The organism is Pseudomonas sp. Teo4 (genome assembly GCF_034387475.1).
Taxonomy (GTDB): domain Bacteria; phylum Pseudomonadota; class Gammaproteobacteria; order Pseudomonadales; family Pseudomonadaceae; genus Aquipseudomonas.
In genome coordinates this window covers 1,797,969-1,823,199 of sequence record NZ_JAXCIL010000002.1, presented here as the reverse complement: position 1 = coordinate 1,823,199, position 25,231 = coordinate 1,797,969, and the positions used below count along the sequence as shown (strand labels likewise).

General features: G+C 62.8%; 25 protein-coding genes. 13 read left to right on the top strand and 12 right to left on the bottom strand.

Annotation, left to right across the window (positions count from 1 at the left end; all coding sequences use genetic code 11):
- Nucleotides 1-86: 86 nt before the first annotated feature.
- The 4 genes from PspTeo4_RS24765 to PspTeo4_RS24750 all read left to right on the top strand — a co-directional run bounded on the left by PspTeo4_RS24765 (nt 87) and on the right by PspTeo4_RS24750 (nt 3,625).
- A complete protein-coding gene (locus PspTeo4_RS24765) occupies nt 87-884 on the top strand; it encodes a hydroxymethylpyrimidine/phosphomethylpyrimidine kinase (RefSeq protein WP_322366383.1) in 798 nt (265 codons plus the stop codon).
- Nucleotides 885-898: 14 nt separating this feature from the next.
- Nucleotides 899-1,522 carry a thiamine phosphate synthase gene (thiE, locus tag PspTeo4_RS24760; RefSeq protein ID WP_322366382.1) on the top strand — a complete coding sequence of 208 codons (624 nt, stop codon included), beginning with the start codon at nt 899-901 and terminating at the stop codon, nt 1,520-1,522.
- A 17-nt stretch (nt 1,523-1,539) separates the two neighbouring features.
- Nucleotides 1,540-2,823 (top strand): glutamate-1-semialdehyde 2,1-aminomutase, encoded by a 1,284-nt coding sequence (hemL, locus tag PspTeo4_RS24755; protein WP_322366381.1) that lies wholly within the window; start codon nt 1,540-1,542, stop codon nt 2,821-2,823.
- Nucleotides 2,824-3,079: 256 nt separating this feature from the next.
- Nucleotides 3,080-3,625 carry a tetratricopeptide repeat protein gene (locus PspTeo4_RS24750; protein ID WP_322366380.1) on the top strand — a complete coding sequence of 182 codons (546 nt, stop codon included), beginning with the start codon at nt 3,080-3,082 and terminating at the stop codon, nt 3,623-3,625.
- Nucleotides 3,626-3,631: 6 nt separating this feature from the next.
- Here the strand turns inward: PspTeo4_RS24750 and PspTeo4_RS24745 are convergent, their stop codons facing one another.
- Complete coding sequence (locus PspTeo4_RS24745) at nt 3,632-3,958, bottom strand: DUF1820 family protein (RefSeq protein ID WP_322366379.1); 327 nt, start codon at nt 3,956-3,958, stop codon at nt 3,632-3,634.
- Between the two features lie 251 nt (nt 3,959-4,209).
- Here PspTeo4_RS24745 and PspTeo4_RS24740 point away from each other — a divergent pair, with 251 nt between their 5' ends.
- Genes PspTeo4_RS24740 through lnt form a run of 4 tightly spaced genes read left to right on the top strand, consistent with a single transcriptional unit; the run spans nt 4,210 to nt 8,065 of the window.
- The gene (locus tag PspTeo4_RS24740) at nt 4,210-5,208 is read left to right on the top strand and encodes a PhoH family protein (RefSeq protein ID WP_322366378.1); all 999 of its coding nucleotides are present in this window, start codon (nt 4,210-4,212) and stop codon (nt 5,206-5,208) included.
- Nucleotides 5,201-5,674: an rRNA maturation RNase YbeY gene (ybeY, locus tag PspTeo4_RS24735; protein ID WP_322366377.1), complete on the top strand. Its 474-nt coding sequence runs from the start codon at nt 5,201-5,203 to the stop codon at nt 5,672-5,674. Before PspTeo4_RS24740 ends, ybeY begins: the two co-directional genes overlap by 8 nt.
- A 25-nt stretch (nt 5,675-5,699) precedes the next feature.
- Complete coding sequence (locus PspTeo4_RS24730; RefSeq protein WP_322366376.1) at nt 5,700-6,539, top strand: HlyC/CorC family transporter; 840 nt, start codon at nt 5,700-5,702, stop codon at nt 6,537-6,539.
- An 8-nt stretch (nt 6,540-6,547) separates the two neighbouring features.
- Complete coding sequence (gene lnt, locus PspTeo4_RS24725; RefSeq protein WP_322366375.1) at nt 6,548-8,065, top strand: apolipoprotein N-acyltransferase; 1,518 nt, start codon at nt 6,548-6,550, stop codon at nt 8,063-8,065.
- 125 nt (nt 8,066-8,190) lie between these two features.
- On the opposite strand, the gene PspTeo4_RS24720 is transcribed toward lnt, so the two are convergent.
- Both PspTeo4_RS24720 and PspTeo4_RS24715 read right to left on the bottom strand, forming a co-directional pair.
- Nucleotides 8,191-8,952, bottom strand: coding sequence for a YdcF family protein (locus tag PspTeo4_RS24720; protein WP_322366374.1), 762 nt, complete (start codon nt 8,950-8,952; stop codon nt 8,191-8,193).
- Between the two features lie 132 nt (nt 8,953-9,084).
- Nucleotides 9,085-9,399, bottom strand: coding sequence for a hypothetical protein (locus PspTeo4_RS24715; RefSeq protein WP_322366373.1), 315 nt, complete (start codon nt 9,397-9,399; stop codon nt 9,085-9,087).
- 226 nt (nt 9,400-9,625) lie between these two features.
- Here PspTeo4_RS24715 and leuS point away from each other — a divergent pair, with 226 nt between their 5' ends.
- The 5 genes from leuS to PspTeo4_RS24690 all read left to right on the top strand — a co-directional run bounded on the left by leuS (nt 9,626) and on the right by PspTeo4_RS24690 (nt 15,688).
- Nucleotides 9,626-12,232, top strand: a complete 2,607-nt coding sequence (gene leuS / locus PspTeo4_RS24710) for a leucine--tRNA ligase (protein WP_322366372.1) — start codon at nt 9,626-9,628, stop codon at nt 12,230-12,232.
- A gap of 61 nt (nt 12,233-12,293) precedes the next feature.
- Nucleotides 12,294-12,899, top strand: coding sequence for an LPS assembly lipoprotein LptE (lptE, locus tag PspTeo4_RS24705; protein ID WP_322366371.1), 606 nt, complete (start codon nt 12,294-12,296; stop codon nt 12,897-12,899).
- Between the two features lie 39 nt (nt 12,900-12,938).
- Nucleotides 12,939-13,976, top strand: coding sequence for a DNA polymerase III subunit delta (gene holA / locus PspTeo4_RS24700; protein ID WP_322366370.1), 1,038 nt, complete (start codon nt 12,939-12,941; stop codon nt 13,974-13,976).
- Nucleotides 13,977-14,146: 170 nt separating this feature from the next.
- Nucleotides 14,147-14,311, top strand: a complete 165-nt coding sequence (gene arfA / locus PspTeo4_RS24695; RefSeq protein ID WP_025340762.1) for an alternative ribosome rescue factor ArfA — start codon at nt 14,147-14,149, stop codon at nt 14,309-14,311.
- 60 nt (nt 14,312-14,371) lie between these two features.
- Nucleotides 14,372-15,688 (top strand): lytic murein transglycosylase, encoded by a 1,317-nt coding sequence (locus PspTeo4_RS24690; RefSeq protein WP_322366369.1) that lies wholly within the window; start codon nt 14,372-14,374, stop codon nt 15,686-15,688.
- Between the two features lie 81 nt (nt 15,689-15,769).
- On the opposite strand, the gene PspTeo4_RS24685 is transcribed toward PspTeo4_RS24690, so the two are convergent.
- The 9 genes from PspTeo4_RS24685 to mrdA form a co-directional block, all read right to left on the bottom strand.
- A complete protein-coding gene (locus PspTeo4_RS24685) occupies nt 15,770-16,708 on the bottom strand; it encodes an LD-carboxypeptidase (protein WP_322366368.1) in 939 nt (312 codons plus the stop codon).
- Nucleotides 16,709-16,803: 95 nt separating this feature from the next.
- Complete coding sequence (lipA, locus tag PspTeo4_RS24680; protein ID WP_322366367.1) at nt 16,804-17,820, bottom strand: lipoyl synthase; 1,017 nt, start codon at nt 17,818-17,820, stop codon at nt 16,804-16,806.
- Nucleotides 17,821-17,822: 2 nt separating this feature from the next.
- A complete protein-coding gene (lipB, locus tag PspTeo4_RS24675; protein WP_322366366.1) occupies nt 17,823-18,470 on the bottom strand; it encodes a lipoyl(octanoyl) transferase LipB in 648 nt (215 codons plus the stop codon).
- Entirely contained in the window at nt 18,470-18,745 is a 276-nt protein-coding gene (locus PspTeo4_RS24670; RefSeq protein WP_322366365.1) for a DUF493 domain-containing protein, read from the bottom strand. The genes lipB and PspTeo4_RS24670 overlap by 1 nt, the downstream gene beginning before the upstream one ends.
- Before the next feature lie 75 nt (nt 18,746-18,820).
- Nucleotides 18,821-19,981: a D-alanyl-D-alanine carboxypeptidase family protein gene (locus PspTeo4_RS24665; RefSeq protein WP_322366364.1), complete on the bottom strand. Its 1,161-nt coding sequence runs from the start codon at nt 19,979-19,981 to the stop codon at nt 18,821-18,823.
- A gap of 178 nt (nt 19,982-20,159) precedes the next feature.
- Entirely contained in the window at nt 20,160-21,161 is a 1,002-nt protein-coding gene (locus tag PspTeo4_RS24660) for a septal ring lytic transglycosylase RlpA family protein (protein ID WP_322366363.1), read from the bottom strand.
- Nucleotides 21,161-22,171 carry a lytic murein transglycosylase B gene (gene mltB / locus PspTeo4_RS24655; RefSeq protein ID WP_322366362.1) on the bottom strand — a complete coding sequence of 337 codons (1,011 nt, stop codon included), beginning with the start codon at nt 22,169-22,171 and terminating at the stop codon, nt 21,161-21,163. The genes PspTeo4_RS24660 and mltB overlap by 1 nt, the downstream gene beginning before the upstream one ends.
- Before the next feature lie 17 nt (nt 22,172-22,188).
- Complete coding sequence (gene rodA, locus PspTeo4_RS24650; RefSeq protein ID WP_322366930.1) at nt 22,189-23,292, bottom strand: rod shape-determining protein RodA; 1,104 nt, start codon at nt 23,290-23,292, stop codon at nt 22,189-22,191.
- Nucleotides 23,293-23,330: 38 nt separating this feature from the next.
- On the bottom strand, nt 23,331-25,220 hold the full coding sequence (gene mrdA / locus PspTeo4_RS24645) for a penicillin-binding protein 2 (protein ID WP_322366361.1): 1,890 nt from the start codon (nt 25,218-25,220) through the stop codon (nt 23,331-23,333).
- Nucleotides 25,221-25,231 lie beyond the last annotated feature (11 nt).

Sequence of the window (25,231 nt, the reverse complement as noted above, 5' to 3'; positions counted from 1 at the left end):
CAAGAACAATAAACTGACCGATCGATCAACAAATAGCGCTTGTAGGACGATCCGCACAAATGGGTTTGGTGGTAAGCTCGCCGACCATGAATACCTACAGCTCCCGCCCCGTTGTCCTCTGTCTCTCCGGCCACGACCCAAGTGGCGGCGCCGGCCTGCAGGCAGATATCGAAGCCCTGATCGCCCAAGGCTGTCACGCCGCGCCCGCGGTAACAGCCCTGACCGTCCAGGATACCGTCAACGTTACCGACTTCCGCGTGCTCGACCGCGAGTGGGTACTGGCACAGGCCAACGCCGTGCTGGCCGACTCCACCGTCGCTGCCGTCAAGCTCGGCATGCTCGGCTCGATCGAAATGGTCGACACCGTTGCCGAGCTGCTCAGCGCCCACCCGCATTTGCCCCTGGTCTGCGACCCGGTGCTGCGCGCTGGCGGCGGCGGCCGTCTGGGCAAGGACGAAGTAGGCTATGCCCTGCGCGAACGCCTGTTGCCGCTGGCGACCATCGCCACGCCAAACCTGCCCGAGGCACGCATCCTGGCCGAACTGCCCGAAGGCACGGCGGACGAGTGTGCCGAAAAATTGTTGCCGTTCTGCAAACACCTGCTGATCACCGGTGGCCACGGTGACGAAGACGAGATTCACAACCGCCTGTACAGCCGCGACGGCCAGCATCACACCTGGACCTGCCAACGCCTGCCCGGCAGCTACCACGGCTCGGGCTGCACACTGGCCAGCGCCCTGGCCGGCCGCCTGGCGCTTGGCGAACAGCTCGACAGTGCCGTGCGCAGCGCCCTGGACTACACCTGGCGGACCCTGCGCGATGCCGAGCAACTGGGCAAGGGCCAGTTCGTCCCGCGCCGTCTGCCCCTGGACTTCTGCTCCTGATACGAGGCCTTCCGATGAAGCTACGTGGTCTGTATGCGATCACCGACAGCCAGCTGCTCGCCGGCCGTTTCCTGTCCCATGTCGAGGCAGCCCTGGAAGGCGGCGTGTGCCTGTTGCAATACCGCGACAAAAGCGATGATGCAGCCCGCCGTCTGCGCGAAGCCGAAGCACTGAAGCAGCTCTGTGAGCGCTATGGCACACAGCTGATCATCAACGACGACGCCGAACTGGCCGCGCGCCTGGGCGTCGGCGTACACCTGGGGCAGACCGATGGCCCGCTGACCCCGGCCCGCGCTCTGCTGGGCCGCCATGCCATCATCGGTTCGACCTGCCACGCCCAGCTCGACCTGGCCCGTCAGGCGGCCAGCGAAGGTGCCAGCTATGTGGCCTTCGGCCGTTTCTTCAACTCCGTCACCAAGCCCGGTGCGCCGGCCGCCAGCCTTGATCTGCTGGAGCAGGCCCGTGCCCAGGTCAAGCTGCCGATTGCCGTGATCGGCGGCATCACCCTCGACAACGCCGCCCCGCTGGTTGCCCATGGTGCAGACCTGCTGGCGGTGATCCATGGCTTGTTCGGTGCCGACAGCGCGCAGGAAGTTACCCGCCGCGCCCGCGCCTTCAACGCCCTGTTCGCTTCCTGATTTCGAGAGATAACTCCATGTCCCGTTCCGAATCCCTGTTCGCCCAAGCCCAGAAGCACATCCCCGGTGGCGTCAACTCGCCGGTCCGTGCCTTCAAGAGCGTTGGCGGCACGCCACTGTTCTTCAAGCACGCCGAAGGCGCCTACGTGGTTGACGAGGACGACAAGCGCTATGTCGATTACGTGGGTTCCTGGGGCCCGATGATTCTCGGCCACGGCCACCCGGACGTGCTGGACGCAGTGCGCAAGCAGCTCGAACATGGCTTGTCCTATGGCGCACCAACCGCCATGGAAACCGAAATGGCCGACCTGGTCTGCTCAATCGTACCGTCCATGGAAATGGTGCGGATGGTCAGCTCCGGCACCGAAGCGACCATGAGCGCCATTCGTCTGGCCCGTGGCTACACCGGCCGCGACGCCATCATCAAGTTCGAAGGCTGCTACCACGGCCACTCCGACAGCCTGCTGGTCAAGGCCGGCTCCGGCTTGCTGACCCAAGGCGTGCCTAGCTCGGCGGGTGTACCAGCGGACTTCGCCAAGCACACCCTGACTCTGCCGTTCAACGATATCGCGGCCGTGGAAAAAACCCTGGCCGAAGTCGGCCAGACCGTCGCTTGCATCATCGTCGAGCCTGTGGCCGGCAACATGAACTGCGTACCACCGGCTCCGGGCTTCCTCGAAGGCCTGCGTGAGCAGTGCGACAAGCACGGTGTGGTGTTGATCTTCGACGAAGTGATGACCGGCTTCCGCGTTTCCCTTGGTGGCGCCCAAGGCCATTACGGCATCAAGCCGGACCTGTCGACCTTCGGCAAGATCGTCGGCGGCGGCATGCCCGTCGGCTGCTTCGGCGGCAAACGCGAAATCATGGGCTGCATCGCTCCGCTGGGCCCGGTCTACCAGGCAGGCACCTTGTCGGGCAACCCACTGGCCATGGCGGCCGGCCTGACCACCCTGAAACTGATCAGCCGCCCAGGCTTCCACGATGAACTGACCGCCTTCACCAGCCGCATGCTCGATGGCCTGCAGCAGCGCGCCGATGCCGCCGGCATCCCGTTCGTCACCACCCAGGCGGGCGCGATGTTCGGCCTGTACTTCAGCGGTGCCGACGACATCGTCACCTTCGACGACGTCATGGCCAGCGATGCCGAGCGCTTCAAGCGCTTCTTCCACCTGATGCTCGAAGGCGGCGTGTACCTGGCCCCGAGCGCGTTCGAGGCCGGTTTCACCTCCATCGCCCATGGTGAGAAAGAACTGCAGATCACCCTGGATGCAGCTGAGCGAGCGTTTGCCAAACTCAAGTAAGCCTTTGGCTTGCCGGCCTCATCGCCGGCAAGCCGGCTCCTACAAGTACTTCACAGGCCTTGAAACCTGTGCAATACCTGTAGGAGCGGGTTTACCCGCGAAGAGGCCGGCACAAGCAATAAAAGACCTGCCGCTATCAGCCAACTCCCCTACCGATACAGAAATTCGCGTAAAACTTTGTAAGGTTGGCGCTGCTTATCCCATAATGTGCCACCAGAGACATTGGCCGTAGCTTTGCAGAGGTAAGTCGATCCCCATGAACCGCACCGGCCGCGCCCTGACCATGGGCTGCCTGTTGCTTCTTCAGCCCCTGCTGGCCCTGGCGGAGGGCGGTAACTCGTTGCTGATTCCAGCGACGGGCCGCTGCATTTTGAACGTTCAGCCAGAAGACCTGCAGAATGCCCTGAAGGCGTGCGAGCAAACGGCGGCGACCGGGGATGCCCAGGCACAGTTCGAACTGGGTGACTACTACTACACACAAACGCCGAAAGACCTGAAAAAGGCCCTGGACTGGTTCGAAAAAGCCTCGTTGCAAGGCCACGCCGAAGCCCAATACCGCCTGGGCGCCATGTTCTTCCATGGCGAGGGGGTCAAGGCCAACAATGTGCAGGCTTACATCCTTCTGAAGATGGCCGCAGTCAACGGTGCCGAGGATGCGCTCGACATGGCTGACGAAGTGACCGAGCAGATGCCCCGCGACGAACTGGAGCACGCCACCCAAGTGCTCGGCCAGATCTTCCGCAAATACCTGCTGGAACTGCAGAACGCCGAAGGGCGAACGCCGTTCTCGCCACTCCCCTGAAGCGCCTTACTTTTCCGGCATCGGCATCGGGAACGGCATTACATTGCCAGCACCCTTGGCCTCGCTGATCTTCGCCGTACCCAGACGTTCCACTTCATCGATACGCACGATCGAATGCATCGGCACGAAGCTGCGGATCACCCCTTCGAACTGGTTCTTGAGCTTTTCTTCGCTGGGGTCGACCACCACCTGCGTGCGCTCGCCGAAGACAAACTCCTCGATCTCAAGAAAGCCCCACAGATCGCTCTGGTAGATCTGCTTGGCGTACATCTCGAAGACTTGGCCCTGGTTAAGGAAAATGACTTTGTAGATGGCGGGTTCGCGTTTGCTCATGTCTGACGGAATAACACATGCGTAAGAAAAGGGGCGCATCATAGCAGTGCCGGCCTCTTCGCGGGACAAGCCTGCTCCCACAGGTTCTCCACCGCCCTTGAAAGCAGCACAGTAGCTGTGGGAGCGGGTTCACCCGCGAAGAGGCCAGAACAGGCAGTAGATACCGTTGAACGTTTCAGTGCTTTCGCCACTGCCATTCAAGGGTTATTCTTGAGTTCACATTCATTGCCGTCGAGCGGCTAAAAACGACCTTGAACGCGCCCATACAACCCCATCGTTTCATCCTCGAACCCTTCGAGGCCCACCGTTTCGCCAATCTGTGCGGCCAGTTCGACGAGCACCTGCGCCTGATCGAACAACGCCTGGCCATCGAAATCCGCAACCGCGGCAACCAATTCGAGCTGATCGGCGAACCCAGGACTACCTCTGCTGCCGAGCAACTGCTGCGCCGCCTCTATCGCGAGGCCCAATCCGCAGACCTGTCGCCGGAAACCGTGCACCTGTACCTGCAGGAGTCCACGATCGAGAACATCGACAACCCGGCGGTCAATGAGGTCAGCGTCTCGCTGCGCACGCGCAAGGGCAACATTCGCCCGCGCGGCGTCAACCAGCAGCGCTACGTCAAGGAAATCCTGGCCAACGACATCAACTTCGGCATCGGACCGGCCGGTACCGGCAAGACCTACCTGGCCGTGGCCTGCGCCGTGGATGCCCTCGAGCGCGAGCAAGTTCGCCGCATCCTGCTGGTACGTCCAGCGGTCGAGGCGGGCGAAAAGCTCGGTTTCCTGCCAGGCGACCTTGCCCAGAAGATCGACCCGTACCTGCGCCCGCTCTACGATGCGCTGTACGAAATGCTCGGCTTCGAGCATGTGGCCAAGCTCATCGAGCGCCAGGTGATCGAGATCGCCCCGCTCGCCTACATGCGTGGCCGCACCTTGAACAACAGCTTCATCATCCTCGACGAAAGCCAGAACACCACGCTCGAGCAGATGAAGATGTTCCTGACCCGTATCGGCTTCGGCTCGACGGCAGTGATCACCGGTGACATCACCCAGGTCGACCTGCCACGCGGCACCAAGTCGGGCCTGGCCCATGTGATCGAAGTGCTCAGGGACGTTCCGGGGATCAGTTTTACCCACTTCCAACCCAAAGATGTGGTTCGTCACCCACTTGTACAGCGCATCGTCGAGGCCTATGACCGCTTCGACGCCCGCCAGGCCAAACCCGAGGTTCCCGGCAAAGATGCTTGAACTCGACCTGCAACGGGCCACGGACGCCGCTGCCCCGGATGACGCCGCCTTCCGCCGCTGGTGTGAATTGGCCTTGCGCCAGCGCAGCGCCGACTCGGAAATGACCATTCGCCTGGTCGACGAAGCCGAAGGCCGCGAGCTGAACCACACCTACCGGCACAAGGACTACGCGACCAACGTGCTGTCCTTCCCGGCCGACGTACCAGACGACCTGCTGGACATTCCGCTGCTCGGCGACCTGGTGATCTGCGTGCCGGTGGTCGAGCGCGAGGCTGCCGAACAGGGCAAGGCCCTGGAGGCTCACTGGGCGCACCTGGTCATCCACGGCTGCCTGCACCTGCTCGGCTACGACCACATCGAAGACGATGAGGCCGAGGAAATGGAAGCGCTGGAACGAGATTTGCTGGCAGAACTGGGTCACCCCGACCCGTATGCCGACGATGAAAACGAATCAATCACACACTGATACTGCAAGGATCACGAGAACCGCCATGAGCGAAGATCGATCGAGCAACGGGCAGAAGTCCTGGCTGGGTAAACTGACCCAGGCTTTTGCCCATGAGCCGAAAAACCGTCAGGAGCTCCTCGAGCTGCTGCGCGAAGCCCATCAGAACAAGCTGCTCGACAGCGAAGCGCTGACCATCGTCGAAGGTGCTATCCAGGTCGCCGACCTGCAGGTACGCGACATCATGGTCCCACGTTCACAGATGATCAGCATCAAGGCCACCCAGTCGCCACGCGAGTTCCTGCCAGCGGTGATCGACGCTGCCCACTCGCGCTACCCGGTGATCGGCGAAAGCCATGACGATGTGCTCGGGATCCTGCTGGCCAAGGACCTGCTGCCGCTGATCCTCAAAGAGAACGGCGACAGTTTCAACATCAAGGACCTGCTGCGCCCGGCCACTTTCGTGCCGGAGTCCAAGCGCCTGAACGTGCTGCTGCGCGAATTCCGCGCCAACCACAACCACATGGCCATCGTCATCGACGAATACGGCGGTGTGGCGGGCCTGGTGACCATCGAGGACGTGCTCGAGCAGATCGTCGGTGACATCGAGGACGAACACGATGTCGAAGAAGACAGCTACATCAAGCCACTGCCCAGCGGCGACTTCCTGGTCAAGGCACTGACGCCGATCGACAACTTCAACGAGTTCTTCGACAGCGAGTTCTCGGACGACGAGTTCGACACGGTCGGCGGCCTGGTGATGAGCGCCTTTGGCCACCTGCCCAAGCGCAACGAGACCACCGAGATCGGCTCCTACAAATTCCGTATTCTCAACGCCGATAGCCGGCGGATACACTTGCTGCGCCTGACACCGATCACCCGCTAAGGACAAACATGCGTTGGATCACCCGCCCCGGCTGGCCCGGTAACCTGCTGGCCATGGCGGCCGGCGCTTCCACCCTCCTGGCCCTGGCGCCATTCGACATCTGGCCGCTGGCCCTGGTGTCCATCGCCCTGCTCTACCTCGGTCTGCGCGAGCTCAGCCCGCGCCAGGCCATGGGCCGTGGCTGGTGCTTCGGCTTCGGCCTGTACGGTGCCGGCACCTGGTGGATCTACGTCAGCATGAACACCTACGGCGGCGCCTCGCCGCTGCTGGCGATTCTGCTGCTGCTCGCGTTCTTCGCTGCCCTCGCCTGGTTCTTCGCCCTGCCCGCATGGCTTTGGGCCCGCTGGCTACGGCGCAACGAAGCGCCCTTGGCCGATGCGCTTTGCTTTGCTGCACTGTGGCTGCTGCAGGAAGCCTTCCGGGGCTGGTTCCTGACCGGTTTCCCCTGGCTCTATGCCGGTTACAGCCAGCTGGATGGCCCGCTGGCCGGGCTGGCTCCCCTGGGGGGCGTGTGGCTGGTTTCCTTCGTACTGGCCTTGAGCGCCGCCCTGCTGTGCAACCTGAACCGCCTGCGTACTCGCCCGTCATTCCTGGTGATTGGCGTCGCTCTGCTGCTGGCGCCTTGGGGTATTGGCCTGGCGCTCAAGGGCCACGCCTGGACCACGCCGGCCGGCGATCCGCTCAAGGTCGCGGCTGTGCAAGGCAATGTCGAGCAGGACCTGAAATGGGACCCGGCACACATCGACGCCCAGCTGGCGCTGTACCGCGACATGAGCTTCACGTCCAAACCCGTGGACCTGCTGATCTGGCCTGAAACAGCCGTACCTGTGCTCAAGGACCAGGCCCAGGGCTACATCGACGTGATGGGTCGGTTCGCGGCAGAGCGGCATTCCGCGCTGATCACAGGCGTGCCGGTGCGGGAAGTGGTGCACCACCAGCGCCGCTACTACAACGGCATCACCGTCACCGGTGAGGGCGATGGCACTTATCTCAAGCAAAAGCTGGTGCCGTTCGGTGAGTACGTGCCGTTGCAGGACATGCTGCGCGGGCTGATCGAGTTCTTCAACCTGCCGATGTCCGACTTCGCCCGCGGGCCAGAGGACCAGCCACTGCTGCAGGCCAAGGGCTATCAGATTGCGCCTTACATCTGCTACGAAGTCGTCTATCCAGAGTTCGCCGCCGGCCTGGCGGCGCGCAGCGACCTGATGCTGACCATCAGCAACGACACCTGGTTCGGCACCTCTATCGGCCCGCTGCAGCACCTGCAGATGGCCCAGATGCGTGCACTGGAGGCCGGGCGCTGGATGATCCGGGCCACCAACAACGGGGTGACCGCACTGATCGACCCGTTCGGCAAGATCACGGCGCAGATACCACAGTTCCAGCAAGCGATTCTGTATGGCGAAGTGGTGCCCATGCAGCAGCTGACGCCTTATCTGCAATGGCGTTCGTGGCCGCTGGCGATTTTCTGTGTGCTGCTGTTCGGCTGGGCGCTGGCGGCCGGGCGGATTGCCAGGACCGTGTGATGTAGCCTGCTCCGGCCTCTTCGCGGGCAAGCCCGCTCCCACAGGACCCCACCGCCATCAAGAGCTGTGGAGATCCTGTGGGAGCGGGCTTGCCCGCGAAGAGGCCAGTGCAGTCAGCACAGAACTCAATAGAACAACCGATACCCCACCAACCCCACCGCCTCATTGAGCAACTGCCCGCTCTGCCACACGGCCCGGCTTTCTGGCAACAAGCCGCCGAACGGCCGCCCATGGTCACGGCCCAGGAACCCCATCGGCGCCGTCACCACCTCGAAGCCCGCCTGTTCGAAGCTCCAGCGCGAGCGCTGCATGTGCCACGCCTGGGTCACCAACACCACCCGGCGAATACCCAACGGCTGCAGCATCTGTGCACTGAGCTGAGCGTTTTCCCAGGTCGTGCGGCTGGCTTCTTCCTTCCATTTGACGTCGATGGCGAAATCTTCGCGCAGCCGATCTGCCATCAACTGCGCCTCGCTCGGCGGGGTGCCATAGTGCAAGCCGCCACTGGTCAGCACCGGCAAGCCGGATGCCTTGGCCAGGCGCGCCGCAAAGCGCATGCGCTCCAACGCCAGGGCGCTGGGCTGGTCATCACCGCCCCAGGCCGGGTCGCCCCGCTCACGCCCAGCCCCCAGCACCACGATGGCATCGGCCCGGCGCGCCAATCCCGCCCAGTCAGGGACCGCCAAGGGTGGTTCGGTTTCCAGCAGCCGCGCCGACTCCTGCACCACCAGCGGCAAGCTCATCAGCCACAAGCCTCCCAACCCGACGGCAAAGCACAGCGCCGACAGGCGCGGGCGGCGGCTGCGCAACCACCAGGCAGCCAGCAACAGCAGGAACAGGATGCCTGGCGGCAACAACCATTGTTTGATGAAGAATCGTATCGGCATTGGCCACACCTCCATGGAAGGCGTGCAGCCTAAGAGGATCGACGCCGGGCAACAAGTGTGTGACCGACGCCGATCATAGGGTGTGTGTTGAAGCACCGGCGCACGATGACCTGCGCCTGGAATCCTGAACGGCTAGCGATGCGGCAGCGTCCTGGATCTCGCCGTGTTGGCGGGGCGTTGCTTGTCCTTGAGCCAGATGATCTTCGCCGAGGCTGGCTCCGCTTGCGGGTATGCGCCAACACAGGCATTGCGGCGTTCCGGGAGGGATTCCAGGTAGGCCTTGATCACTTCGAACTCTGCGTGGCTCAAACCACGCAACTCCAGCTCGGCGGGCATCTCGTCGCGCAATCGCACCGACGTTCTGGCAACTTCCAGTGCCAGGCCAAGACGGTCGATCAGGCGTTCGTAAAGCTCCGGTTTGATTGCGGGTAGCTGCGTCTCTCCCATCCGTTCACCTCATTGAAGATAAGAATATCTCCCCCCAACCATGAGCTTAGCGTCACTGCAAAAAGCAGCCGAGCGCTGCGACCAGCGGGCATTCGCAATCAGGGTTTCCCACGACGCGCAGCGCTGCTGTATGCTACGGCGTTCACTCTCACGACACCGGAGTGCCGGACGCAGCGAGGTTCCGCTGCCTGGAACAAGGTCTCTTCTCTCTCAGCCAAAAGTAGCCATGCACGAACAATACACGCCCCGTGATATCGAAGCCGCCGCCCAGAAGTTCTGGGACGAGCAACAATCGTTCGCTGTTACCGAACAGCCAGGCAAAGACACCTACTATTGCCTATCGATGTTCCCGTACCCGAGCGGCAAGCTACACATGGGCCACGTTCGCAACTACACCATCGGCGACGTGATTGCCCGTTACCAGCGCATGCTGGGCAAGAACGTCCTGCAGCCGATGGGCTGGGACGCCTTTGGCATGCCGGCGGAAAACGCCGCGATGAAGAACAACGTCGCCCCTGCCAAGTGGACGTACGAAAACATCGACTACATGAAGACCCAGCTCAAGAGCCTGGGCCTGGCCATCGACTGGGCACGTGAAGTCACCACCTGCAAGCCCGACTACTACCGTTGGGAGCAGTGGCTGTTCACCCGCCTGTTCGAGAAAGGCATCATCTACCGCAAGAACGGTACCGTTAACTGGGACCCTGCGGACCAGACCGTACTGGCCAACGAGCAGGTCATCGACGGCCGTGGCTGGCGTTCGGGCGCGCTGATCGAGAAGCGCGAAATCCCGATGTACTACTTCCGCATCACCGACTACGCCGACGAGCTGCTGGAAAGCCTCGACGAGCTGCCGGGCTGGCCTGAGCAGGTCAAGACCATGCAGCGCAACTGGATCGGCAAGTCGCGCGGCATGGAAGTGCAGTTCCCGTTCGACCAGGCGAGCATCGGCCACGAAGGCACCCTGAAAGTCTTCACCACCCGTCCGGACACCCTGATGGGCGCCACCTACGTCGCCGTCGCTGCCGAGCACCCGCTGGCCACCCAGGCCGCCCAGGGCAACCCGGCGCTGCAAGCGTTCATCGAGGAATGCAAAAGCGGTAGCGTTGCCGAAGCCGACATGGCCACCCAGGAGAAGAAGGGCATGGCCACTTCCCTGTTGGTGGAGCACCCACTGACCGGCGAGAAGCTGCCAGTCTGGGTCGCCAACTACGTGCTGATGCACTACGGCGACGGCGCGGTAATGGCTGTTCCTGCCCACGACGAACGCGACTTCGAGTTCGCCCACAAGTACAACCTGCCGGTCAAGGCCGTGGTTCGCACCACCGCTGGTGATGAAGTCGGCAGCGAGTGGCTGGCGGCCTATGGCGAACACGGCCAGCTGATCAACTCCGGCGAGTTCGACGGCCTGGACTTCGCCGGCGCCTTCGACGCCATCGAAGCGGCCCTGATCCGCAAGGAGCTGGGCAAATCGCGCACCCAGTTCCGCCTGCGCGACTGGGGCATCAGCCGCCAGCGCTACTGGGGCTGCCCGATCCCGATCATCCACTGCCCATCCTGCGGCGATGTACCGGTGCCGGAAGACCAACTGCCGGTCACCCTGCCGGAGAACGTGGTGCCGGACGGCGCCGGTTCGCCGCTGGCGCGCATGCCCGAGTTCTATGCATGCACCTGCCCGAAATGCGGCACTGCAGCCAAGCGCGAAACCGACACCATGGACACCTTCGTCGAGTCGTCCTGGTACTTCGCCCGTTACGCCTCGCCGAACTACGACCAGGGCCTGGTTGACCCGAAAGCGGCCAACCACTGGCTGCCGGTCGATCAGTACATCGGTGGTATCGAGCACGCGATCCTGCACCTGCTGTACGCGCGCTTCTTCCACAAACTGATGCGCGACGAAGGCCTGGTCACCTCCAACGAGCCGTTCAAGAACCTGCTGACCCAGGGCATGGTGGTCGCCGAGACCTACTACCGTGTTGCCAGCAATGGCGGCAAGGACTGGTTCAACCCGGCCGACGTCGAAATCGAGCGCGATGCCAAGGCCAAGATCATTGGCGCCCGCCTGAAGACCGACGGCCTGCCGGTGGAAATCGGCGGCACCGAGAAGATGTCGAAGTCCAAGAACAACGGCGTCGACCCGCAGTCGATGATCGAAGCCTACGGCGCCGACACCTGCCGTCTGTTCATGATGTTCGCCTCGCCGCCCGACATGAGCCTGGAGTGGTCCGACTCCGGCGTCGAAGGTGCAAGCCGCTTCCTGCGCCGTGTCTGGCGCCTGGCCCAGGCCCACGTCACCCAGGGCCTGCCGGGCAAGCTGGACATCGCCGCTCTGGACGACGCGCAGAAGGTCATTCGCCGCGCCATCCACGCCGCGATCAAGCAGGCCAGCAACGATGTCGGCCAGTTCCACAAGTTCAACACCGCCATCGCCCAGGTGATGACCGTGATGAACGTGCTGGAAAAAGCCCCACAGGCCACCGAACAGGACCGTGCCCTGCTGCAGGAAGGCCTGGAGGCCGTCACCCTGCTGCTGGCTCCGATCACCCCGCACATCTCCCATGAACTGTGGAAGGCGCTGGGCCACGACCAGGCCGTGATCGACGCCAGCTGGCCAGCTGTCGATGAAAGCGCCCTGGTACAGGACACCGTGACCCTGGTCGTCCAGGTCAACGGCAAGCTGCGTGGCCAGGTGGAAATGCCGGCCGCCGCCAGCCGTGAAGACATCGAAGCCGCTGCCCGCAGCAACGAGAACGTCCTGCGCTTCATCGATGGCCTGACCATCCGCAAGGTCATCGTGGTACCGGGCAAGCTGGTCAACATCGTCGCCAACTGATGGCAACGCCCGTCCGCAGGTAATGCGGGCGGGCGGAATCGGCCCACAAGGGAGCAACAACATGATCAAACGCAACCTGCTGGTAATAGGCCTGGCCGTCGTGCTCAGCGCCTGTGGTTTCCAGCTGCGCGGCACCGGCTCTACCGAGCTGAGCGTCAAAGAAATGGACGTTAGCGCGCGCAACGCCTACGGCGAGACCGTTACCCAACTGCGTGAAGTGCTGCAACGTAGCGGTGTCAACGTTCACGCGGGCGCACCTTACCGCCTGGTGCTGACCAACGAGAAAGAGACCCAGCGCGCCGCGACCTACAGCGGTGGCAACCGCTCGGCAGAATACGAGCTGACCACGGAACTGGACTACAGCATTCGAGGCCTGAACAACCTCGAACTGCTCAGCGACAAGCTGGAAGTTCGCAAGATCTACATCCACGACGGCTCCAACATCACCGGTTCCGATCAGGAAGCCGAACAGGCCCGCACCGAGATGCGTCGCGACCTGGTACAAGCCATGGTCGTGCGTCTGCAGTTGCTGACGCCGTCCCAGCTGGACCAGTTGCAGCAGGAAGCCGACGAACGTGCCAAGGCTGAAGCTGCCGCACTGGAGGCCGCCCGCCGCCAGCAGGCTGAGACGCCACAGCAATCGCCGCTGGAAGTTCCGGGCAACTAAGCCCGTGCGGGGCACCCCAGGGTGCCCCGTCTGTTTCCCATGAAGCTCTCCCCCGCCCAACTCAACAAGCACCTGCAAGGCGCCTTGGCACCGGTCTATGTGGTCAGCGGTGACGACCCACTGCTGTGTCAGGAGGCCGCCGACGCCATCCGTGCTGCCGCCCGCCAGCAAGGCTTCGATGAGCGCCAGGTGTTCAGTGCCGACGCCAACTTCGACTGGGGCACCCTGCTCCAGGCCGGAGCCAGCCTCTCGCTGTTCGCCCAACGACGCCTGCTGGAGCTGCGCCTGCCCTCGGGCAAACCCGGTGACAAGGGCGCCAGCGCGCTGATGGAATACTGCGCCAGGCCTGCCGAGGACACCCTGCTGCTGATCAGCCTGCCCAAACTGGATGGCAGCGCGCAGAAGACCAAATGGGGCAAGGCACTGATCGAAGGCGCCCACTGCCAGTTCATCCAGATCTGGCCGGTGGATGCTCAGCAACTGCCGCAGTGGATCAATCAGCGCCTGTCCCAGGCAGGACTGTCGGCTCAACGCGATGCCGTCGACCTGATTGCTGCAAGGGTCGAAGGCAATCTGCTGGCCGCCGCCCAAGAGATCGAAAAGCTCAAGCTGCTCGCCGAAGGCAACCAGATCACCGTCGAGACGGTGCAGGCCGCTGTTGCCGACAGTGCGCGCTTCGATGTGTTTGGCCTGGTCGATGCCATTCTCAACGGCGAGGCCGCGCATGCACTGCGCATGCTCGAAGGCTTGCGCGGCGAGGGCGTCGAACCACCGGTGATTCTCTGGGCGCTGGCCCGCGAGCTGCGCTTGCTGGCGGGGCTGGCCCAGCAGTTCAGCCAGGGCGTGCCGCTGGACAAGGCATTCAGCCAAGCGCGACCGCCGGTGTGGGACAAACGTCGGCCATTGGTCAGCAAGGCCCTGCAGCGTCTTTCTGCGCAGCGCTGGGCGCAGTTGCTGCAAGATGCCCAGCGCATCGACGCGCAGATCAAAGGCCAGGCTGAAGGTTCGCCATGGACCGGCCTCGCGCGGTTGTCGCTTTTGATGGCCGGCCAGCGCCTGGCGCTACCTCCCGAGTAACTTTCAAGGGCGCTATCGCCGGCAAGCCGGCTCCCACACGGGCGCTGCTGCACTTGTGGGAGCCGGCTTGCCGGCGATAGGGCCCTCGAACCATAAACACAATCAATTGGCCTCCCCCCACCTACAGGCCTAAAGTGCGCCCCGAAACCACCCCAACCAGGAACTCCGCCATGAGCAAAAAGCCGAAAAAGCACGGCCCCAACAAGGCCAAGTCCATCATCGCCCAGCCGCTGTTCCGCTGCCGACAAGAGCGACCGAACAAGGGCAAAGGCAGCTACCGCCGCGAAGCCTTCCAATCGAGAGATTGGGAGGCTTCTTACTTTTTGGCCGCATGAAAGCATCGCGGGCGCAGGCATGGTATGGTCGGCACCTGACCTGCAATTCTGGATCCGTGCATGCTTCTCAGTCTTCTCCCTCGCTGGAAAACCCGCCAACTGATCGTGGCCTCCAGCCTTGTCCTGCTCGTCGCCTGCGCGGAGAAACCCACCGCCGCCGACGCCCTGCCGCTGGCACCTGCCCAGCCCGCCCCGGTAGTGACCCTGCCCACCGCTACACCCGACGTCAGCACTGAAATCCAGCCTCTGCAAACCTTTGCTCAATGGCAGGCCGGTTTCCGTCAGCAAGCGCTGCAAGCCGGCATTTCGGCGTACACCTTCGACCGTGCATTCATTGGCGTGACGCCAGACATGGACGTGATCAAGGCCGACCGCAGCCAGCCTGAATTCACCCGTCCGGTGTGGGAGTACCTCGAAGGCGCCCTGTCGCCGCTGCGTGTGCGCAACGGCAAGAAGCTGCTGGAGCAGAACGCCGAACTGCTGAGCCGCATCGAGCAGCGCTATGGCGTCGATCGCCAGGTGCTGGTTTCTGTTTGGGGCATGGAAAGCAACTTTGGCCAGTTCCAGGGCAACAAATCGGTGATTCGCTCGCTGGCCACTCTGGCCTATGAGGGCCGCCGCCCGCAGTTCGCCCAGGACCAACTGATCGCGGCCCTGCAGATCCTGCAGAACGGCGACATCCAGCCGGACGCCATGCGCGGTTCCTGGGCTGGCGCCATGGGCCAGACCCAGTTCATTCCGACCACCTACAACACCCACGCCGTGGACTTCGACGGCGATGGCCGCCGGGACATCTGGAACAGCACCCCCGACGCTCTGGCCTCCACGGCTCACTACCTGCAAAGCTCGGGCTGGAAGCGCGGTCAGCCTTGGGGCTTCGAGGTACAGGTGCCGGCCGGCTTCGATTACTGGCTGGCTGACGGCGCGCTGCGCAAACCGGTCTCCGAGTGGATGCAGATGGGCGTGAAACTGCCAGTCGGCACACAGTTGCCGGCCGGCAGCAACCAGCTGTCCGCCGCCCTGTTGCTGCCTGCGGGCGCACGCGGCCCGGCGTTCCTGGTGCTGGACAACTTCCGCGCCATCCTCAAGTACAACAACTCGTCGTCCTATGCTTTGGCTGTGAGCCTGCTGGGGGACCGCTTCAGTGGTTGGGGCTTCATTGCTGGCAGTTGGCCGAAGGAAGACCTGCCACTGAGCCGTACCGAGCGTGTGGAGCTGCAGAACCTGCTCAATGCCAGCGGGCATGAGGCGGGCAATGCCGACGGCATCATTGGCGCAAACACCCGCAAGGCCATTCGCAATGCCCAGCAGGGGCTGGGATGGCCGGCGGATGGGTATCCGACGCACAAGCTGCTCGATAGTCTGCGTCGGCAGTGAGATGGCCGGGGGCGCTTCGCGCTCCATCACCGGCAAGCCGGCTCCTACAGGTCCAGCGATGTATCTGTAGGAGCCTGGCGCTCAGGACTGGAACAGGTCCTGCTGCAGTACCAGAGTCTGCTTCACGCTGTCCAGCCGTACCCATGCCCCCAGCGGCAAACACACATTCGGATCACAGTGCCCGCTGCGCCACCCGGCCAGCACTGGCACGCCCAGCGGCGCGAATATGTCCTCCAGCAGCGGCGTCATGGCAGCGACCGTAATCCCGGCAAAATCCCCCACCAGCACGCCTTTGATGCCCTCCAGCTTGCCCGCCAGGCGCAACTGCGTCAGCAGACGGTCTATGCGGTAAAGCGGCTCGTTCACATCCTCGATGAACAGGATACTGCCCTGGGTATCGACCTCGGCCAAGGTACCCAGCGTGGCGCCCAGCAGCGACAGGTTGCCCCCCACCAGGCGGCCGCAGGCCTCGCCCGGCACCATACAGCTCAACGGATAAGCTGCCGGGTGGACAATGGCATCGCCCGCCACCATACGCCCGGACAGCTGCGCCAGCAGCGAAGACTCGGTGGGTTCCAGCTTGGCGCCCAGCAAGTCGGCGTTAAGCATCGCCCCATGAAAGCTGACCAGCCCGCTGTGCCGGCCGATTGCGGTGTGCAGCGCGGTGATGTCGCTGTAGCCAATCAATGGCTTGGGATTGCGACGAATCAGGTCGAAATCGAGCTTATCGAGCAAGCGCATGCTTCCGTAACCGCCGCGCATGCACAAAATGGCATGGATGGAAGGGTCGGCGAATGCATCGTGCAGGTCTTGCAGGCGGCGTTGGTCGGAGCCGGCCAGATAGCCTTGGGCCTGATTGACGCTTGGATAGATCCGGCACTGGTAACCACGGCTGGCAAACCACAGCCCGGCCTTTTGCGCATCCAGCCGGGCCGGCCCGGCGGGGGCGACCACGGCGAAGCAGGCACCCGCTGGCAACGCAGCAGGCAGGCGGGACTCGAAGGTTTCAACGCTGTTCAATGGGCAACTCCTTACCGCGATTCACGTGCGACGCTCATACAAAAATGCCGATGCCGCCTTTCAGCGCGCATCGGCATGTCTGACTCAAACCAGGATCAGAGCTTGATCTTGGCCTCGTGAGCCTGCTGGTCAGCGTGATAGGACGAACGCACCAGCGGGCCAGACGCAACGTTCTTGAAGCCCATCTTGTAGCCTTCCTCGGCAAACCAGGCAAAAGTGTCCGGGTGGACGAAGCGTTGCACCGGCAGGTGGCTACGCGAAGGCTGCAGGTACTGGCCGAGGGTCAGCATGTCGATATCGTGCTCGCGCATGCGATGCATGACTTCGATGACTTCGTCGTCGGTTTCGCCCAGGCCGAGCATCAGGCCCGACTTGGTCGGCACATGCGGTACCAGCTGCTTGAACTTCTGCAGCAGGTCCAGCGACCAGTCGTAGTCCGAACCCGGACGCGCCGCCTTGTACAGGCGCGGTACGGTTTCCAGGTTGTGGTTGAAGACATCCGGCGGCTCTTGCGCGGTGATTTCCAGGGCAATGTCCATGCGGCCACGGTAATCCGGGACCAGGGTCTCGAGCTGTACACCTGGCGACAGCGCACGGATTTCGCGAATGCAGTCAGCGAAGTGCTGGGCACCGCCATCACGCAGGTCATCGCGGTCAACCGAGGTGATCACCACATACTTCAGGCGCAGGTCGGCGATGGCGATGGCCAGGTTTTTCGGCTCATCGAGATCCAGTGGCTTCGGTCGGCCATGGCCAACGTCACAGAACGGGCAGCGACGGGTGCAGATGTCACCCATGATCATGAAGGTCGCGGTACCACCCGAGAAGCACTCGCCCAGGTTCGGGCAGGACGCCTCTTCACATACGCTGTGCAGCTTGTGCTTGCGCAGCAGTTGCTTGATGCGGTCGACCTCCGGGGAAACCGGGATACGCACGCGGATCCAGTCCGGCTTCTTGGGCAGCTCTTCGGTGGGGATGATCTTCACCGGAATACGGGCGACCTTTTCGGCGCCACGCAATTTAACCCCAGCTTCCACCTTCTTCGGCGCGGGGCGCGGGGTGGCATCCTGGGTAGGTATCAGGTTCGGCACGGCTTCTTGCACAGTTGTCATATTCAGTCGATTCCGCCCGTGAGGGTCGTCTGCTCAGCATAGTCGAGGTGCTTGACCAGCTGTCCGCGCAGCCTTGTCCTGACCTCGTCAAGTTCGATCGGACCTGCCAGGTCACGCAGCTGGGTCATGGCCAGCCCCGCATACCCGCAGGGGTTGATTCGGCGGAATGGCGCAAGGTCCATGTCCACATTCAGAGCAAGGCCGTGAAAAGAGCGGCCATTGCGGATTCGCAGGCCGAGGGAGGCGATTTTCGCTCCATCGACATAGACACCGGGAGCATCGGGTTTTGCTGCAGCCTGGACATCGTAGCTGGCCAGCAGGTCGATCAGGGTGCGCTCGATGCGGCTCACCAGGTCACGCACACCGAAGCCGAGGCGACGTACATCCAGCAGCAGGTAGGCCACCAACTGCCCGGGGCCGTGATAGGTCACCTGGCCACCACGGTCGGTCTGCACCACCGGGATGTCGCCCGGCACCAGCAGGTGCTCTGCCTTGCCGGCCTGGCCCTGGGTGAAGACCGCGGGGTGCTCGACCAGCCAGACTTCGTCCTGGCTGTCCGGGCCTCGCTGCTCGGTAAACCGACGCATGGCCTCCAGCACCGGTTCATAGGGCTGCAGGCCAAGATCGCGAAAACCGAGACACAACGGCATCAGAGCACCATTTTCACGATGCCGGTCGCGCGCAGGGCGCTGTTGATATCGTGCAGCTGGTTCTCGCTTTCGGCAACGATATGCAGTTGCACGGTGGTGTACTTGCCTTCCTTGCTCTGGCGCTCGGCCAGGGTCTTGAGGTCGACTTTGGCGTGCTTGCTCAGGATCTCGATTACCGTGTCTCTGAAACCGACAACGGTATCGCCGATCACCTTGATCGGATAATCCTCGCAGGGGAATTCGATTTTGTGCGACTTGACGTCAGCTTCGCTCATGGCGGAAACGGCCTCGTAAGCCGTGGCAACAACAACGCTCCCGCAGCGATGCGCGGGAGCGTGGCAGGTCACGTATCAGTTGAACAACCCGTAGAAGAATAGACGAATGCTATCCCACATACGGCGGATGAAACCACCTTCCTCGACGCCGTCGAGGGCGATCAGGTCGGCGCTGTGAACCACGTTTTCGTCCAGTTTGACTTCCACTTTGCCGATCACGTCACCTTTTGCGATCGGTGCGGTGAGCTGCGGGTTCATGGTCATCGAAGCCTGCAGGCGCTTCAATTGTCCTTTAGGCATAGTCATGGTCAGGTCGTTGGCCAAGCCGGCCTTCACCTGGCTGGTAGCACCCTTCCAGACCGGCGCCTGGGCCAGCTCGGTACCCTTCTGGTAGAAGGTCTGGGTTTCGAAGAAGCGGAAACCGTAGGTCAGCAGCTTCTGGGTCTCGGCGGCACGCGCTTGCTCGCTGTTGGTGCCGAACACCACGGCGATCAGGCGCTGGCCATCACGAACGGCCGAAGCCACCATGCAGTAGCCGGCTTCTTCGGTGTGACCGGTTTTCAGACCGTCGACGGTCTTGTCACGCCACAGCAGCAGGTTGCGGTTGGGCTGCTTGATGTTGTTCCAGAAGAACTCTTTCTGCGAGTAGATGGCGTAGTGCGCAGGGTCGATGTTGATGATCGCACGCGCCAGCAGGGCCATGTCGTGGGCCGAAGAGTAGTGCTCCGGGTTCGGCAGGCCGGTCGGGTTCATGAAGTGACTGTTGCTCATGCCCAGTTCGGCGGCGGTCTTGTTCATCATGTCGGCGAACGCGTCTTCGCTGCCGGCGATGTGCTCGGACAGGGCGACGGAGGCGTCGTTACCCGACTGGATGATGATGCCGTGCAGCAGGTCGCTGACGGTGACCTGGCTGCCGACCTTGATGAACATGCGCGAACCGCCGGTACGCCAAGCGTTTTCGCTGACGGTGACCGGGTCGTTCTCGCCGATCTGGCCACGACGAATGTCGACGGTGGCGATGTAGGCAGTCATCAGCTTGGTCAGGCTGGCTGGCGGCAGGCGCTCGTCACCGTTGTTCTCGACCAGCACGTTGCCGCTGGACGCATCCATGAGTACGTAGGACTTGGCGGCCAGCTGCGGTGGCGATGGCATCATCTGCTCCGCCGCGAATGCGGCAGGCGTGATCATCAGCAGTACGGGCAGGCAAAGTCGTTTGGCAAGCTTGGTGATGTTCATCCGTCTCTCGAAAATCGCTAATGGTCTGATGCCCGGAGGGCAATGGTTCCCTGGCCGGCAGCAAAAACGGGCATTGTACATGCCTGCGCCCGGCAATTCATGACAAAACCGACAGTTTGGCATCGGCCTCTTCGCGGCGCGCCGGTACCCCGGCAAACCCGCGAAGAACTTGCCCCGATCAGTCAGCTGTGACCAGCTTCGCCTGCCCCAAGTTCGCCAGGCGAATGCTGTCCTGAGCCTGCTGGATCTCGCCCTGGCTGCTGATCGGCCCCAGACGCACCCGGTGCAGGGTCTGCTGGTTACGCACGATGGAGCTGATGAATACCGGGGCACTGACCATGGTGCTCAGTTTCGAACGCAGAAGCTCAGCGGCATCCGGGTTGGCGAACGCGCCCACTTGCAGGAAGCTGCCACCATTGCTGCTCGGGACATTGTTGCCCCCCACCTGTACCGGCACCACAGGCGCCGCGTGCTGCTGCGGCGGTGGCGTCCACTGCTCGACCCGACCGGTACTGGCCGCAATCGGCTGCGCCTGAGCCACCTGCGGCTCCTTCAGCATCAGCGGTGGCTGCTGGCCACGCTGGGCCCACCATTGCTGCGGGTCGATGCCCTCGACCCGCACGTGGGCGGTGCCGATCTCGGCATAACCGAGTTTCTTTGCCGCCGCGTAGGACAGGTCGATGATCCGGTCGGAATAGAACGGGCCACGGTCGTTGACCCGCAGAATCACGCTGCGGCCATTGGCCAGGTTGGTCACGCGCACGTAAGCAGGCAGCGGCAGCGTCTTGTGCGCCGCGCTCATGCCATAGAGGTCGTAGAGTTCACCGTTGGCGGTGTTCTGCCCGTGGAACTTGGTGCCGTACCAGGACGCGGTGCCTTCGGCGCGGTAGTTGCGCGAATCCTGCATCGGGTAGTAGGTCTTGCCCAGCACCGTGTACGGGTTAGCCTTGTAGGCACCGGTGTGCACGGTTGGGGTGGCGTCGGGAATCTTGTTGACGTCCACGTCCCACCACGGCGCACCGTCCTTGTGGGCACGGTTGATGTCCAGGCCCGGCTGGGTGCGGACGACATTGCCGCTCTGCTGGGAAGTCGGGCGACTGGAGGAACAACTGGCCAGGGCCAGACCGACCGCGACGCAGGTCAGCAGCTTGAAAGAATTGGCAGAGATGATTGCGCGCATTACTTGACGCCCCGTGCTTGAACCAGCTGTTCCGAAAGCTGATGCACCGCCATGGCATACATCACGCTGCGGTTGTAGCGAGTGATCGCGTAGAAGTTCTTCAGGCCCATCCAGTACTCGGGGCCGTTGTCACCCTCCAGACGGAAGGCGGTAACCGGCAGATCATCGCGCAGCGCATCATGACTCGACCAACCCAGCGCCCGCAACTCCCCGACCGTCTTCACTGGCTCGATACCGGTGGTCAGCCCCTGGTCGACCTGCGCACCGGCCACCTGGGCGCGGCTGACCACAGGCTCGCCGGCTACCCAGCCATGGCGCTTGAAGTAACTGGCGACACTGCCGATGGCGTCATCGGGGTTGTTCCAGATGTTGATGTGGCCATCACCGTCGAAATCGACGGCATAGTTACGGAAACTGCTGGGCATGAACTGCGGCAGGCCCATTGCGCCCGCGTACGAGCCCTTGAGGGTAAGCGGGTCGAGTTGTTCTTCACGGGCCAGCAGCAGGAACTCGCGCAGTTCCTTGCGGAAGAATTCAGCACGTGGCGGGTAGTCGAAGCCAAGCGTAGAAAGCGCGTCGATGACCCGGTAGTTGCCAGTGTTACGGCCAAAGAAGGTTTCGACACCGATAATGGACACGATCACCTGGGCAGGCACGCCGTATTCCTGCTCGGCCCGCGCCAAAGTCGCCTCGTGCTGACGCCAGAAGTCCACGCCCCGGGCGATGCGCGCATCGGTGATGAACATCGGCCGGTACTCTTTCCACGGCTTGACCCGCTCGGCCGGACGGGAAATCGCGTCGAGAATCGACTGCTTGCGCTGTACCTCACTGAACACGCCCATCAACTGTTCGCCGGCAAAGCCGTAGTCACGGGTCATTTCACCGACGAACTCGGCCACCTGGGGCGAGCCTTCATAGTCGCCGGCATTGGCTTGCTGGACAGCGCCAAACAGGCCCAGCGCACCGATCCACGGCGCAAAACGGGCAGCCCAGCCACGCACTGCTTGCATGAAAATTTTCACCTTATTCAAACTTGCGCGATCCATTTGCGGTGTGTGTGGATCGACATCAGAACGCCAAACGCTGACAGCAGCGTCACCAACGAAGTTCCGCCATAGCTAATGAAGGGCAGCGGCACGCCCACCACGGGCAGAAGGCCGCTGACCATACCGATATTGACGAATACGTAAACAAAGAAGGTCATGGTCAGGCTACCTGCCAGCAGCTTGCCGAACAGGGTCTGGGCCTGGGCCGTGATCATCAGCCCGCGGCCGATCAGCAGCAGGTAGACAATCAACAGCAGGCAGATACCGACCAGCCCGAACTCCTCGCCAAGCACCGCGATGATGAAGTCGGTGTGGCTTTCCGGAAGAAAATCCAGGTGCGACTGGGTACCCAGCAGCCAGCCCTTGCCAAACACGCCGCCCGAACCGATCGCGGCCTTGGACTGGATGATGTTCCAGCCGGTGCCCAGCGGGTCGCTTTCTGGGTCGAGGAAGGTCAGTACGCGCTGTTTCTGGTAGTCGTGCATGACGAAGAACCACATGGCCACCGCCACCGGTACTGCTGCTGCGAGCACGCTGATGATCCAGCGCCAGCGCAAGCCGCCCATGAACAGCACGAAGGCACCGGAAGCCAGAATCAACAGCGCCGTGCCAAGGTCAGGCTGGCGCACGATAAGGATGAACGGCACACCGATCAGCACCAGGCTGATCGCCACATGCTTGAGGTGTGGCGGCAAGGTGCGCTTGGACAGGTACCAGGCAATCGTCGCCGGCATGATGATCTTCATGAACTCGGACGGCTGGAAGCGGATCACCCCAGGGATGTTGATCCAGCGCGTGGCGCCCATGGCGTTGTGGCCCATGACGTCCACCACGATCAGCAGGAACACCCCGGCCAGGTAGGCCAGCGGCACCCAGCGTGCCATGAAGCGTGGCTCGAGCTGGGCAATGACGAACATCGACACCAGGCCAATGCCGAACGAGCTGGCCTGCTTGAGCAGCAAGTCCCAGTTCTTGCCGCTGGCCGAATAGAGGACGAACAGGCTGCCGGCCGCGAGGGTCAGCAGGATGATCAGCAAGGGGCCGTCGACGTGGATGCGCTGCAGGAAGCTGGCGCGTCGACGCATCACGTCCTCGCTGGAGAGCATGCGATCGAAATTGTTCTTCACTGAGCCGTTTCCTGGGCAACGGTGGCAGGCGCGAACTCAGGCTTGAGCCGGCCGTTTTCGTCGAGCAGCCAGGCGTCCATGACCTGGCGTACCACGGGGGCGGCGACGCCAGAGCCGGACTCACCGTTCTCGACCATCACCGAGACCACGATCTTGGGATCGTCAGCCGGGGCGAAGGCCACGAACAACGCGTGGTCGCGATGGCGCTCCTGCAGTTTGTTGCGGTCGTACTTCTCGCCTTGCTTGATCGCCACCACCTGGGCGGTACCGCTCTTGCCGGCAATACGGTACTGGGCACCCAGGGCAGCCTTGCGGGCGGTACCACGGGCGTTGTGCATCACCTGTTCCATGCCATGGGTGACCTTGGCCCAATCGGACTTGTCACGCAGGACGATGTTCTCCATGGGGTTCTCGTCCACCGGCGGCAGACCCTCGATGGTCTTGGCCAGGTGCGGACGGTTCCATACGCCCTTGTTGGCGATCAGCGCGGTGGCCTGGGCAAGTTGCAGCGGTGTGGCCTGCATGTAGCCCTGGCCGATACCCAGAATCAAGGTTTCACCGGGGAACCAGGCCTGGCGACGGGTAGCGCGTTTCCATTCGCGGGACGGCATCAAGCCGGCCGATTCCTCGAACATGTCGAGGGAGACCTTCTGCCCGATACCGAACTTGTTCATGTAGCTGGACAGCCGATCGATACCCATCTTGTGGGCAAGATCGTAGAAATAGGTGTCATTGGATCGCATGATGGCGGTATCGAGGTCGACCCAGCCATCACCAGTGCGGTTCCAGTTGCGGTACTTGTGATCGTAGTTGGGCAACTGGTAATAGCCTGGGTCGAACACCCGACTGCTGGCGTTGACCACGCCGCTGTCCAAACCAGCGATGGCAACCGCCGGTTTGATGGTCGAACCTGGCGGATACAGGCCGCGCAGCACGCGGTTGAACAGCGGCCGGTCGATCGAGTCGCGCAGTTCGGCATAGGCCTTGAAGCTGATACCGGTCACGAACAGGTTCGGATCGAAGCTTGGCTGGCTGACCATCGCCAGCACCTCGCCAGTGCGCGGGTCGAGCGCCACCACGGCGCCACGGCGGCCACCCAGGGCCGCCTCGGCAGCCTCCTGCAGCTTGATGTCCAGGCTCAGGATAATGTCCTTGCCCGGCTTGGGGTCGGTACGCTTGAGCACCCGCAACACCCGTCCACGGGCGTTGGTCTCGACTTCTTCGTAACCCACCTGACCATGCAGCTCGGCTTCGTAGAAGCGCTCGATGCCGGTCTTGCCGATATGGTGGGTGCCGCTGTAGTTCACAGGGTCGAGAGACTTGAGCTCTTTTTCGTTGATGCGCCCGACATAACCGACCGAATGGGCGAAGTGCGCGCCTTGCGGGTAATGGCGCACCAGCTGCGCGACCACTTCCACGCCCGGCAGGCGGAACTGATTGACCGCCACGCGAGCGATCTGCTCTTCGTTCAGCTCGAACAGGATCGGCACCGGTTCGAAAGGCCGGCGCCCCTGGCGCATGCGCTTTTCGAACAGCGCTCGGTCGTCCGGGGTGAGTTCCAGCACTTCAACGATGTTATCCAGCACTTCCTGCCAGTTACCCGCACGTTCACGGGTCATGGACAGGCTGAAGCTGGGCCGGTTGTCGGCGACGATCACGCCATTGCGGTCGAAGATCAAACCCCGCGTCGGCGGAATGGGCTGCACATGCACCCGATTGTTCTCGGACAGCGTCGAGTGATAGTCGTACTGGATGATCTGCAGGTAATACAGCCGCGCGATCAGCACGCAAATCAGCAACACGATCGCAACCGCGCCGACCACGACGCGGTTGCGCACCAGGCGGGCGTCTTTCTCGTGGTCCTTGAGACGGATCGGCTGCGACATCGGACTGCTTA